This window comes from Bradyrhizobium sp. USDA 4516 (assembly GCF_054055915.1).
In genome coordinates this window covers 2490378-2503449 of record NZ_JBSRXT010000001.1, presented here as the reverse complement: position 1 = coordinate 2503449, position 13072 = coordinate 2490378, and the positions used below count along the sequence as shown (strand labels likewise).

Below are 13072 nucleotides of genomic sequence, written 5' to 3'. Positions count from 1 at the left end.
CAGCCGGGCGCAACGTCCGGCGACGGGCTTCGCTTTAGCGTTCGCGCAGGGCCTCCTGCCGGTAGCGTGCCAGCGGCGACAGCAGGTAGCTGATGATCCTGCGCGTGCCGGTCTTGATTTCGACCGTCACCGCCATGCCCGGCCCGAGCTTGACGAGCTTGTCCTCGATTTGCATGTGCGTCCGGTCGAGCGAAACGCGCGCGGCGTATTCCAGCTCCTGACCTTTAGGCTCGCTGCTGCTTTGCGCCGCGCCCAATGTCCGGTCATTGGGGTTGCCCTGTTGCTTGTCGCGCGTGATGGCATCCGTCGACACGCTGAGCACATCGCCATGAAGCAGCCCGTACCGGGTGAAGTTGAACGTATCGACCTTGATCTCCGCCTTCTGGCCGGGATGCACGAAGCCGATGTCGCGGTTCGACAGCATGGCCTCGATCTCGAGCTGGCTCTCGCTCGGGACCACGACGGCCAGCGCCTGAGCGGGCGTCACCACGCCGCCCACCGTATGAACGGCAAGCTGCTGCACGACGCCGTCGACCGGTGCGGTCAGGCTCTGCAGTTTCGTTCGCCGATCCGCCTTGACCACCTCCTGCGCGGCGCTCGCAGCTTTCTGCTCGGCCTTCGCAAGAGCATCATAGGTCGCGCGGCGATACTCCGCGGCAGTCTTGTCCTTGGTCTCCTTCAGCAGCGCGATCGCCGCATCGGCTTCGCGCAGCCGGCTCTGCTGCAGGACGAGGTCCTGCTGCATGGCGACCAGTTCCTGATATTCGGAGAGATAGACGACCTTCGACGCCAATGCCTTCTCGACGAGACCCTTGCGGATATCGACGCGCTCCTTCAGTACCGGAATCGTCGCCTCCAGCTTGTCGACGCTCGCCGATGTGGTCGCCCGTTCCGCCTCCTTCTGCCCCTGCTGGCGCTCGATTTCAGAAAGCTTTGCGCTCTGTTCGGCGCGCTGGCTGATCAGGAACTGGCGATGCATCTCGATTTCGGCCGCACTTGCGTTTTGCGGCGGCCGGAAGGCCGCGAGCGGGTCTGCGGCCAGCGCGGCGCGCAGCCGCGCGACGTCCAGCTCGGCTGCAAGCAGATCGCTCTTCTGGCGTTCCTGGTCGGCTTCCGTCATTGTCGGGTCCAGCTCGATCAGGACGTCGCCGGCCTTGACGCTCTGGCCGTCGCGGACGCGGATGGCGCGGACCACACCGGTCTCGAACGGCTGGATCAGCTTGGTGCGCCCGCCCGGCACGATCTTGCCGGTCGCGCTGGCGACGATATCGACGCTGCCGAGCGTCGCCCACAACAGCGCGATGCAGAACGCGGCGATGATGCAGGCCCCGATCGCGCGCCCGATCGGCGACGGCGGCGATTCGGCGATCTCGAGCGCCGCCGGCAGAAAGGCGATTTCGTGCTCGCGGCGGCGAGGTTCGCGTCTCGGGAACGCGACGACATTGCGGCTAGCGGACGTCATGGATACCGGCCTGCAGATAATGGAGGTTGGCGTAACGGCCGTTGGTGCGGATCAGCTCGTCATGGCTGCCGTCCTCGACGATGCGGCCATGCTCGAGGGTGATGATCCGGCTTGCATTGCGCACCGTCGACAGCCGGTGGGCGATGACGAACACGGTCCGGCCGGCGGAAATCCGCCTCATGTTCTGCTGGATCGCGCGCTCGCTTTCGTAGTCCAGCGCGCTGGTCGCCTCGTCCAGGATCAGGATGCGTGGATCGGTGATGAGTGCACGCGCGATTGCGATTCGCTGGCGCTGCCCGCCGGACAGGCTGCTGCCGCGCTCACCCACGACGGTGTCGTAACCCTCCGGCAGTTCGAGGATGAAGTCGTGGGCGCCGGCTAGCTCCGCCGCTTCGATGACGCGCTCCATCGGCATCGCCGGATCGGCCAGCGCGATGTTGTCGCGAACCGTGCAGTTGAACAGTACGTTCTCCTGCAACACGACGCCGATCTGGCGCCGCAGCCAGCTCAGATCGACCATCGCGAGGTCGACGCCGTCGACGAGCACGCGCCCGCTTTCCGGGACATAGAGACGCTGGATCAGCTTGGTGATGGTGCTCTTGCCCGAGCCCGACGAACCCACGATGCCGATGACCTGGCCTGGCTCGACGCTGAAGGACACGTCGTGCAGCACCTCGGGGCCGTCGATGCGGTAGCGGAAAGTCGCGTGCTCGAATGTGACCTGACCGCGGATCGGTGGCAGCGCCGCGCGGGCCGGCGTGAAGCTCGGCTCGGGAATGGTGTTGAGGATGTCGCCGAGACGATCGATCGACAGGCGGGCCTGATGGAAGTCCTGCCAGATCTGCGCGAGTCGCAGAACCGGCGCGCTGACACGCGCGGCCAGCATGTTGAACGCGACGAGCTCACCGACAGTCAGGTCCCCGCTGACCACCAGGCGGGCGCCGAAGTAAAGGGTCGCGGCGATGACCAGCTTGTTGATCATCTGGACCGCCTGGCTCGCCGTGTTGTTCAGGCTGAGCACGCGGAAGCTTGCGGACACATAGCCGGCGAGCTGCTCCTCCCAGCGGCGCTGCATCTGCGGCTCGACCGCCATGGCCTTCAGCGTCTCGATACCGGTGACGCTCTCGACCAGGAAGGCCTGGTTCTCGGAGCCGCGATTAAATTTCTCGTCGAGGCGCCGACGGAACAGCGGCGCGGCTCCCGCGGAGATGCCGATGTAGAGCGGGAAGGACGCCAGCACGATCCACGTCAACGTCGTCGAGTAATAGAACATCACCGCAAGGAAGACGACGGTGAACAGCAGATCGATCACCAGCGTGAGCGCCGAGCTGGTCAGGAACTGGCGGATGTTCTCGAGCTCGCGGACGCGCGCCACCGAATCGCCGACGCGGCGGGTCTGGAAATAGGCGATCGGCAGCGCCAGCAGGTGACGGAACAGCCTGGCGCCGAGCTCGACGTCGATACGGTTTGTCGTATGCGCGAACTGATAGACGCGCAGCGTCTCGAGAACGGCCTCGAACACGGTCAGTACGACAAGCCCGACGACCAGCACGTCGAGCGTGCTCATGCTTCGATGCACGAGCACCTTGTCGATCACCACCTGGAAGAACAGCGGTGAGACAACGGCGAAGATCTGAAGGAAGAACGACGCCGCCAGCACCTCGCCGAGCAGGCGACGATACTTTTGCATGGCGCCGACGAACCAGGAGATATCGAAGCGCCGCGCGAGGTCGGTCAGGCTGGCGCGCCGGGCCATCAGGATGATGCCGCCGTCCCAGATCGCCTCGAGTTGGGCCTGGGTGATTGCTTCGGGCCGCGGAGACAGCGGGCGCTGAACGAGAAGCTTGTCGTCGATAACCTTGCCGAGGATCAGGAAGCTGCCGTCGCGCAGCACCGCAATTCCCGGCAGCGGGGTGACGGCAAGCCTGTTCCAGCTCGTCCTCTGCACCTTTGCCTTGAGTCCGAAATCCTTGGCGCAGCGCAGGATTTCAGTAACGCCGAGGCGCGCCGCGCCGATCCGGTGACGAATTTGGCCGGGGTCGGCAGCGATGCCATGGCAACGCAGCAAGATCGCCAGCGCAATGAGCCCGGATTCATCGTCATGTTCGGATTCGACGCCGGCGGCCGGGGATTCGGTGTTTGTGTTCGCCGGATGGATTGCGGCATCGTCGCGAGGCCCGCGCATCAGGATGCCAGGTCTCATCGCCAAGAAGCTCTTCGTGAGACCGTCACGAGCCCGCATCAGGCCCTCGCCGGCGCGGTGCATCAGGCCGGCGCCCAGGTCAAACGAGCGCGTGCGGATGCCGGCAAATGCATGACGTGCGCGCTGCGCGAGGCTCTGTGATCCAGCACAGATCAAACCGCCATCCCAGATCGCTTCGAATTCCGCGCGCGTCATCCGGCTCGGATGCGGCGAGGTCGGGTGCAGCACAAGCGCCACCTGGTCGTCGATCTTGCCCAGCAGCAGAAATCCACCGTCACGCAGCGAGGCGATTCCGGGCAGCTGGATACCCGCAAGGCGGGTCCAATCCATTGTCCGCGAGCGGACCTTGACTCCGAATTCGCGCGCGCAGCGAAGCATCGCGCGGACGCCGATCTCGTCGCTCCCGCAACGATCGCGGAGCTGGTCCGGCACAGTATTCACGCCATGGAGGCGCAGGAACAGAGCTAGCGCGCGAAGCCCTAGATCTGCGGCGGGGGCATTTCCGTTCTGGATCGCCATTCTTACTCAACCCTTCGCGGCTACCCGGCCGCGTTAGTGTTCCTTCTCATGCATTTCCAAAGACTGGGAATTCCAATGCCGCGCATCGACAGAGCATGCGACATACCGCTTGCTCGCAGCCAAAAAGGCGCAAGCAACATCAAAGCACTAGGGCCTCGAACCGCGAGGGGATTTCAAAGCAGTGGGATTTTAGACCTGCCCCCCGACTGCTGAACCGGTTCGTTAATGCGCAAAAATGGCGAAAAAAGTTTCAAATCTTGATTTTTGCACCGTTATGTTGCGCGCAAATTTGCCGCATACCCGAAGCTGTTGCGCCAGCACGCATTTTGATCGCTTGGAAACAGATGCGAGCGATGAAGCCAACCGAGACCAGGACCCGCGCGTGGCAGTCCCTTCGCCGTTACCGTCCGCGATCGACCGCCCGTTTCCAATTCCCAACACGTTGATGGTACTGCACCCGGGCGCAGAGCCCCCGGGTGCAGTAGCCGGATCAACCCTGAGGTTTGCTCAGGAACGAGTTGTGCGTCCAGCTGTTCGCATTCGACATGGCCGCCGCGATCTGACCAGCGTCGACCCGACCGGAGCTGCCGGCCAGATACTGGTTCAGCAGCGCAAAGCCCTGGCTTGCCTGGGACGCTCGCGCGCCTTGATCGGCCCCACCGGTCGTCTGCGATGCTGTGTTCGCCAGGGTGCTGGTGTCGCCCATCTGCTGCTGCAACTGCGCAAAGCCGTGGTTTGCCCAGCTCCCTGCGTTTCCGCCAGTCCAGCTGGACGGCCGGGGATCCGTCACGCGGATCGTCTGCGGGTCCGACGACATCACAGCGCCGGTGGTCGGATCCATAGCGCTCGCGGTCAGCGTGAGGTTCGCGACCGGATGAGCATTGCCCCTGTAGTACGATGTCAGCGTCAGTCCGCTGTCGACCTGCGCGGACGTCAGGGTGATGTTGTTGCCCCTGAGCGTCGTGCCGTCGCCGGTCGTGATCGTCTCGTATCGCGGCAATCCCATGATACTGAGGGTGAGGTTATCGTTGGGGTCGGTCGTCGTAATGGTCGTCCCCAGGTCGACCTGACCGCCTCTGCCGGCCACCCAGAGCGACTTGTCCGCGACGTCGAGCACCGGTGCGGTCACGCTTGGAGTCGTGGGGGTTGTCGGCGTCGTGGGGTCGGTCGGCGTCGTCGGCTGCGCCGGTATCGTGGGATCGGTCGGCGTCGTCGGCGTCGTCGGTGTCGTGGGCGTCGTCGGCGAAGAGGTGCCCTTCAGCGGAGGCGGCAGATCGGCCTGCAACTGCGCAGAAGTCATCGAGGTGAAGTAAAGGGTCTTGTAGTTCGTCGTCAGTGCGACCCAATCGCTCATCCCGGCACCGGGATTGTTGGAGAAGCCATCGACGTATGCGGCCGTCGAGTTCGACCACCAATCAGCTCCCAGATCGGCAACGAGATGCTCGTTCGGATCAGTGGTCCTCATATCGGCCTGGACATAGACGCCATCGACCGTTCCGGCAGAATAGGTGCCGCGCGAGCCCGGCCAGAAATGGTCGTTGTATCCGCTGAGGGGCGCAGCGCCCATCGCGCTGCCGTCCGCCTGCCTTGTCACGCTCCAGGCAGAGTTCGTGTTTCCGGAAAAGTCAGCGAGAAACTGAGATCCGGCGATCGGGTCCGTCGCCTGATCTTGCACGAGAGACCAGCCGCCAGTTTTCAGATGCACCCACGTCTGGAAGTTCGCGATCTGGACGTTGGCCGGATTAGAATCGTTGCTTGCCCCGGATTGGGGATAGACCTGTCCCCACCCTGTGACGGCGGTGAAATTGGAGGGCGGGGTGCTACCTGTATGGCCGGTGCTCCCGCCGTACCAGGAATAGCTTGTGGGAACGCCAAGCGGAAACCCTTCGCTGTTGCCAGGCGTATTTTGATAGGTGACATCGGTCAGCGCCACTTTAGTTCTCCATTGCAGACCAGATTTAAGGACGAGGAATTCCGCTGCCGCGCATCAGGGATGTGCGACAGATTGCATGCTCGCGACTTCAGTCGCGAACAGATTCCAATGACTTGCAGCCTCGAACCGCGAGGAGATTTCAAGCAGTGGGTTTTTTGGAAGTTGGCCCCCCCGACTGCTGAGCCGGTTGGTTAATAATCAAAAATGGCAAAAAAACTTTCAAAGTGTGATTTATACACACGTATACCTGACCGGCATTTACTCCACATGGGCGATTTTCCGCTGACATTTGCCGCGGTGGTCGGTTTCACGCCATATTTGATTTCTGCAACGTCGCGTCGGCTTCGCCTGGCTCAGCCTACGGTCTCATGGCTTGCGCAGACCGAGCGCTGCCAAGAGCTCTGGGATAAATGCGCCGTTGTCGCTGGTGATGCGAAACGACTCATCAAGGTCGTGAACGCACCAGCCAAATCCGTTGTCCTCGACGGCTTGACGCACCGACTGCAACCACATCGCCCGATCCGATAACGCGGCACCGGTGCGACCGGCGAAGTCGCCAAAACATCCGAACTCACCGCACATGATGCGCTTGCGATCGACCTTGTTCTGGTCGGACCAAGCGGCGACCTCGCCCACTCTGCGACGGATGAACTCGATATCCTGAGGGACATTGAAATATTGATCGGCGCCGCTCATCAGCTGCTGGACAAGGTACTCCTTTCGCAACACGGAGGTTTGCTCATCCGATTTCAACAGACCTATCGCTCGCTCGATCGCCCGAGCGCGGTCGCCGGGTTGCGGGGGAAACTGGAGGCGATGCAAATATTTGCTATAGGATAGATTGACGCCCTGAAGAGTGAATATGAACGGCTCGTAGTAGTGAAAAACGAATATCGTATTCGCGTCGAAGGCCTTTACGTCGATCGAGAGCAGACCATCGATGCTCGCGTAATTCATTCCTGAAAGTAGCAGCGTGTGTTTCGGAGCGGCTGATCGTACTGCGTCGTAAAGATGTTTGAGCTGTTCCGCCCAAGCCGTCTTGGAGCTGAAATCCGACGGCGGCGGCGGTTCATTGAACAGCTCCAACGCGACCGACTTGGGCTCATATCTCGTCTGCAATGCCGCTGCGATGCTCGTCTCGACTTCGACAAGACGCAGGAAATGCGGGCCTGCGAGTCCATCGGTCAACGTCTGAATGTTCCAGTCCTCGTGCTCCGTACTGACGTGAACGTCGAATAACACCTTCATGCCGGCCTGAAGGACGGCGTCGACCGATCGAAGGACAGTTTCGATGCCTGAGGTCAAATCGGCCTTGGTCTCGACAGCGAGTAGCGGCGCTGGATCGACACAGATGCGCAGGAAGTCGACTCCGCTGGCAGCGATTCTTTCGAGCCGCTGTTTCGGCATCCAGCTGTCCCAGCCCCTGCGGATGTTCCAGGGCTCACCTTTCTGCCAATGCGCGAAAGGCTGCTGGATGTTTATGCCGCGCAGGCGGTCGTGCGACGACGTGAACGCGACGTCCGACTGGCGATCAAGGGACGGCGCGGCGGTTGGCTGTCCGAAGACCGGCGATCGCGTCACGCCGTACGCAGCCGCGCAGGCGGCGGCCCGAAGTGCGTGACGCCGGCTCAATCCAGGTCGAGATCTAGGTGGAACGCCGTTCTTCCGCGACTGCAAGGTTACGTTCTCCAAATGCTGCGCTGGCCGGCGAACCGGCGGTCATCAAAAGCTGGCGGAAGGACCATCCGGGGTTTCGCGCGGTGACCGCTTCCGGCTGAGACAGGATTATGAAAACGGTGACGATCAAATGCGAGAACGCCACTGTTTCCCGGTTGAAGCTTTGATCGAGTAATGCAACCAGCGTCACGCCGACAAAGATGGCAACCCAGAAATGCAGAATTCCGGCTTCCGCTGATTTCTTTCCGAATGTGTTGATGATCCGTCGCCGGTCGGACATTGCAGCCAGTGGAAGGCTGAACCAAAACGCGGCAAAGGAGATCAGGCCTACCATGCCCGTATCGAAGAATATCTCCACGAACTGATTGTGTGCCTGCAGAAGGAACGGACTGTAGATCGGGGTTTGACCGGGGCCATATCCGATCCATGCTCGTTCCAACCCAAGCGTGGACAGATAGTACCAGTGGTGAATGCGCCAATGGACCGAGGTCACCGCGGTTTGCCAGTCCCACACCACATATTCGCCGTTCATGATGTAGTCCGGAACGGTCTTCAGGTCCGAAAACAACTCTCCAAATGGAGACAGCCATAGGAGGATCGCGAATGCTGCCGCGAACGCGGGAAGGAGGCGAGGCCTCTGGATGAAGAGGTATACGCTGAGGGCCACCCCGAGCAGCGCGACGCCGGTCCTTGAAGCAGAAAGGACCAGGGCAACAACAAACAGCAAGTACACCGCGAGGTGAAAGTGCTGAATGGGAAGGCGCATTTTCCGTCGCGACAGCTCGCAAACGAAAAAGGTCAGCACGATCTCCAGGCTGTAGGGTACGGGGTGCGAAGAAAGACCCGCCACCCGTTCAAACTTGTCGTATTGCGTGACGAGCTCTGCATGACCGGTCAGGTATTGACCGAGCCCCACCGCGGAAATGATGAACAACAGCCACATATAAACACGATGGAGGCGCGGGCAAAAATCCGGATGACGATAAAGGGCAGCAAGTAGTGTGACGAACATGATCAGGTGCACGTACCTGAACATCTCGTACAAGGCGGCATACTGGTTGACGATCTTGCCGGCTCCGAAGCCATTGGTGACAAAAGACAGGATGCAAGCGGCAACAAAGACGGACATGGCTATCAAGAGCACGAACAGTCTTTTATGTATCCTGACATGTCGCGCATGCCAGGCGGCCACAACACCGATCCCGATGACGGTGAGCGACAGGATCATGGAAAAGCTCGTCCCGGACAGACGGTCGAGGCCGTTGGAGATCGATCGAAAGAACGTATAGATGAGGAAATACAGCAAAAGCATATTCATCTTGAACGTCGCTTTGGTTCGATCGGTTTGAGGCGATACCTCAACTGCGGGACGGGAATCGCGCGTTGGCCGATGCGCCGCGTGCGCAGCTCGCTAGGCGGTGCTGGGCGGCGCCGTCCGGGACCGCGCATGAGGACCGCCTCGACGAGGTTCAATCGCCCTGCGATAGCATCCGAGAGTGCGCTCTGCGATCGAGCGCCAGTCTTCCCGTTCGGCCAACCAGTTGCGTGTCTTCTCGCGCAACTCCAACGGCCACGGACTGTGTGCAAACGATGCCAGGCGATCCGCGAGCGCTGATACATCTCCCACATGAAAATAGTGCGCGTCATTCAATCCGATCTCCAGGTGAGCAGGAATGTCACTGGCCACCACGGGCAAACCGAAGCTCAGAGCTTCCAGCAGCGCGATCGGCAAGCCTTCGTGCGAGGATGGCAAAACGAAAATGCCTGCGTGGGCGTATAGCTCCCGCAGTGCGAGCCCGCACTGGAAGCCCGCCATGATGACCCCAGCAGTCGCCCCAGCGCGTGCCGCAAGCATCTCGGTATAGGCGTCTGGATGCTCGGAGGCGCCGACGAACACGAGCTTCCATCCGGTGAGCCTGGCATCGGCAAAGGCCTGAATCAGGTCGGTGTGCCGCTTCTCCGGCACCAGCCTGCCCACCATCAACACGTATCGTCCCGGCGTAAGCCCAAGCTTGTCCAGCACCGAGGTGCTTTTCGGCACGTCGGGCAAGGTGACGCCGTTTGGAATGAGGTCCGAATTCAGGCCGTACTTTTCCCGCACCAGCTTTCGGATGGTCTGGGAGATGACGATGCGGCCGTCGGAAAATCGCATGCCCCAGGCCTCGCCGGCGCGCAGGGCCATCCTGGCCAATCGGCCCCATTTCTCCCGTTCGTAATCCGGGCCGTGGTGCGTCACCACAACATGCAGTCCCAGCAATCGCGCGAGTGGCGCCATCAGGGCCGGTCCGATGGCCTGGATGTGCAGCACGTCCGGCCGCTGCCATGCAGCGACAAGCACCCCGAGGAACGAATGGACGATTGTCTCAAGACCCGAGGTCTTCGGACACCATACCCGCTGGTAGCGTACGCCGTGCCACTCGTCGCCGCGATCAGGCGGCATATAGGAGGAGCGAACGATTACCTCGACATCGCAGCCCAGTTCCTTGAGATGGGGGCACAGGTGCTCCGCGTGAACTTCCACTCCTCCCTGCACATTGGGAAATCCACGCAAGCCAAGCATGATCACCCGCAGTACCAGATGATCCGCACTCACTGCACCCTCCTGTCGAATTAGTTATTGATGAATTCCTTGAGTGGATATCGGGCGTCGGCCGTATCTCTCCCGCGCACCAACCGTGCCTTTTGCTTTTCGTTGAGGAATGACGTTCGCTGGACGCGCGGAGTAGGCGCGACATTGGAATAATCAATGTATTGATCGAAACAGATCGGTCGGCCGAGCTCGACCTTCAGCTTGTTCTTCAGCACCCAGATGAGCGGCCCCATCTTCGGTGCCTGCGGAATCAGCGTTGACCGCATTGCCGTGCGCGCGGTCGTCACCATCCAGCAGTTCTGTTGGCAAGCGTGAACCTTGGCGACGGAGTTCTTGGCCGTGTCACTGGCCATGATCTCGCTCCAGGACTGGCGCGCCAAATTACCGAGCGGCAGGTCCGACCGCACGTTGCAGGCCCACACATCGGACCATGGGTCGATGAATGCGAAATCCGTCCCCGCGCTGCAGCGGATCAACCGTGGGTGGCCGAGGATCTTTTCGATCAAGCCCAGATTCAGGTAGGCGCGAAACCAGTTCTTCGGCTTGTTGCTCTTGAGCATCGCAGTGATAAGCCCTTCGACTTGCCGGGCCACCGCGACGCGTTCATAGAAATAATTGTCGTTCTTGTAGAATTGCCACGCGTTGTGCAGCGTCGATGTCGCAAGTTCGAACCCCATCGAACGCGCCAGTTCATAGGTTCGAACGAGCTGCGCCACATTCTCATCCTGGATGACGAAAGCGAATCCCAGGTCTTGCCCACCTGCCTCCTGCAGCATGCGAAGTCCGGAGACCTTCGTGGCGTAGCCGTCCTTCTCGCCGCGGATGCAGTCGCTGGTGGTCGCGTCACCCTCGAGGCTGAAACGAACCTTGACCTTCGGGTGCTTCTTGACGATGGGCAGGAGACGCTCGGGATGCAGGCCGTTCGAGCTGATCTCTATGATCCGGGCCTTTGGGTGGAGCAGGTCCACCATCTCGGCCAGATCCTTCCGCAGGGTCGGCTCTCCGCCGGAGATATTGAGATTATCGAACCCCGCAGGAAGTTTCGCCAGGGTCTCGAGCGTGACCTCTTCCTTTGGATCGGTCGGATTCTTCCAGATGTAACACATCTGGCATCTCGAGTTGCAACGAAACGTGGAGATTACGGTGAGGTCCATTTGCAATCCTCAATGCGATGAATGCCGCTCGCTCACCAGTGATCGGTAGACGGCCATCAGCTCGGTGTTATGCTTCTCGAGGGAGAAGTCCGCTTCGACGCGACTTCTTCCTGCTGCTCCCATGCCTGCACGGCGTGAGGCGTCGTTCATCAGGCAGTCGACGTGCTGACGAAGCTCGTCCGTATTGCCGGGCTCAAACAAAAGCCCCGTCACTTGATCGTCCACGAGCTCCGGAATGCCGCCGACGCGGGTCGCTATGACCGCCTTGCCATAGGCCATCGCCTCCAGCACCGACATCGGACAGTTCTCGCACCACTCCGAAGGCACAACCACCACGGAAGCCTCGGCGATCGTCTCGTTTAAAGTCTCGCCGGATAGCTGGCCCGCGAAACGCACATTCCGGGTGAATTGCGTCTTCAAACTATCCGCCAGCGGGCCGGAGCCTGCGATGACGAGAGGCCACCGGCAGTCCGCTGCTTCGTGGGCGCGCAACAGCGTCTCCGCACCTTTTCCCGGCGCGAGCCGGCCGCAATAAAGCACGTATCCCTTGTCCCGATCGCTCGCCAAAATGCCGCTGACATCCACGCCGTTGTAGAGCACCTGTACCCGGTCCGCGGCGAACCGAGGCAACACCGACTCCCGCATGAACTGGCTCGGCGCGAGGAAGCGATCCACCTTCTCGTAGCTGCCAAACCAGCGCTGAATGACCGCTTCCATGTAAAGCGTGGCGCTCTGTGCGATCGAGCCGTCAGCGCAACGGTGCATCAGCACGTGATGGAAATCGCCTGAGAGACACGATGAACACAATTGGTCCTCTCGCATGCGGGTGTGCACCGGACACACGGGCTTCGAATCGTGCAGTGTGAGCACGACCGGAATCCCGCGCGACTTGGCGACGCCGACAATCGACGGGGTCAGCTGATGATAGATGTTGTGGCAATGCATCAGGTCTGGCCGAGTCTCCTCGATCAGGGATGCGAGTTTGCTCACGGCTTCGCGTGAGTGAATCAATGACAGCGCGCTCTTGATCTTGGCGAGATGGCCGCCGGTCCGGTATTCCTGGCGAGACACGAAGTGATTTGCATAGCGGGATTCGATGTTCCGCTCGTGCTGCATCGCGAAGTCAATGACGTCCGCCCCGCTGCTCGTCAGGAACATTCTCTCCTGAAGCAGCACTGCCTCTGCGCCACCGTTGTTGAACAGAAACTTATTGGCGAGCAGTACTTTCATTGAGGCCCTCGACACGCGCATCACGAAGGCCGGCATCACCAGTGGCCGGTGCACTCTGTGTCTGACGAAAAGCTACCGTGAAAGCAGTTCGATGCAGGCGGCGCATTCAGAGTGGAGGCGATGAAATCTGGGGTACCCAGTAGTGAGTACCAGCGCCGTGGTTGCCAGAGCGGCGCGGTTTGTCGATAAATGGAGGGGTGTTTCCCATCGGAAACACTGCTGTGTTCACGAGGGCTATTTGAGATGAGCATGGGCAGATCGCGCACGCAATCACATGAGCACCGACGACGCTTGGTCGGCTTGC

At 61.0% G+C, this 13072-nt stretch carries 8 protein-coding genes; all 8 read right to left on the bottom strand.

The window, feature by feature from the left end:
• Positions 1-34 precede the first annotated feature (34 nt).
• On the bottom strand, positions 35-1462 hold the full coding sequence (locus tag ACVI1L_RS11560; protein ID WP_057021159.1) for an HlyD family type I secretion periplasmic adaptor subunit: 1428 nt from the start codon (positions 1460-1462) through the stop codon (positions 35-37).
• Positions 1449-4184 carry a type I secretion system permease/ATPase gene (locus tag ACVI1L_RS11555; RefSeq protein WP_092079169.1) on the bottom strand — a complete coding sequence of 912 codons (2736 nt, stop codon included), beginning with the start codon at positions 4182-4184 and terminating at the stop codon, positions 1449-1451. Before ACVI1L_RS11555 ends, ACVI1L_RS11560 begins: the two co-directional genes overlap by 14 nt.
• A 490-nt stretch (positions 4185-4674) precedes the next feature.
• Positions 4675-6117, bottom strand: a complete 1443-nt coding sequence (locus tag ACVI1L_RS11550) for a hypothetical protein (RefSeq protein ID WP_456782917.1) — start codon at positions 6115-6117, stop codon at positions 4675-4677.
• Positions 6118-6483: 366 nt separating this feature from the next.
• Positions 6484-7749, bottom strand: a complete 1266-nt coding sequence (locus ACVI1L_RS11545; RefSeq protein ID WP_456782916.1) for a glycoside hydrolase family 5 protein — start codon at positions 7747-7749, stop codon at positions 6484-6486.
• 13 nt (positions 7750-7762) lie between these two features.
• Positions 7763-9112 (bottom strand): O-antigen ligase family protein, encoded by a 1350-nt coding sequence (locus tag ACVI1L_RS11540; RefSeq protein ID WP_229189966.1) that lies wholly within the window; start codon positions 9110-9112, stop codon positions 7763-7765.
• A gap of 93 nt (positions 9113-9205) precedes the next feature.
• Positions 9206-10387: a glycosyltransferase family 4 protein gene (locus tag ACVI1L_RS11535; RefSeq protein ID WP_253588582.1), complete on the bottom strand. Its 1182-nt coding sequence runs from the start codon at positions 10385-10387 to the stop codon at positions 9206-9208.
• Positions 10388-10404: 17 nt separating this feature from the next.
• Positions 10405-11538, bottom strand: coding sequence for a radical SAM protein (locus tag ACVI1L_RS11530; protein ID WP_456782915.1), 1134 nt, complete (start codon positions 11536-11538; stop codon positions 10405-10407).
• A gap of 9 nt (positions 11539-11547) precedes the next feature.
• Positions 11548-12768, bottom strand: coding sequence for a glycosyltransferase family 4 protein (locus ACVI1L_RS11525; protein WP_456782914.1), 1221 nt, complete (start codon positions 12766-12768; stop codon positions 11548-11550).
• Between the last annotated feature and the right edge of the window lie 304 nt (positions 12769-13072).

What these genes read in the sequence shown, in the direction of transcription:
- ACVI1L_RS11560 (WP_057021159.1), bottom strand. Translation starts at nt 1,462, where the DNA reads ATGACGTCCGCTAGCCGCAATGTCGTCGCGTTCCCGAGACGCGAACCT.
- ACVI1L_RS11555 (WP_092079169.1), bottom strand. Translation starts at nt 4,184, where the DNA reads ATGGCGATCCAGAACGGAAATGCCCCCGCCGCAGATCTAGGGCTTCGC.
- ACVI1L_RS11530 (WP_456782915.1), bottom strand. Translation starts at nt 11,538, where the DNA reads ATGGACCTCACCGTAATCTCCACGTTTCGTTGCAACTCGAGATGCCAG.
- ACVI1L_RS11525 (WP_456782914.1), bottom strand. Translation starts at nt 12,768, where the DNA reads ATGAAAGTACTGCTCGCCAATAAGTTTCTGTTCAACAACGGTGGCGCA.
- ACVI1L_RS11540 (WP_229189966.1), bottom strand. Translation starts at nt 9,112, where the DNA reads ATGAATATGCTTTTGCTGTATTTCCTCATCTATACGTTCTTTCGATCG.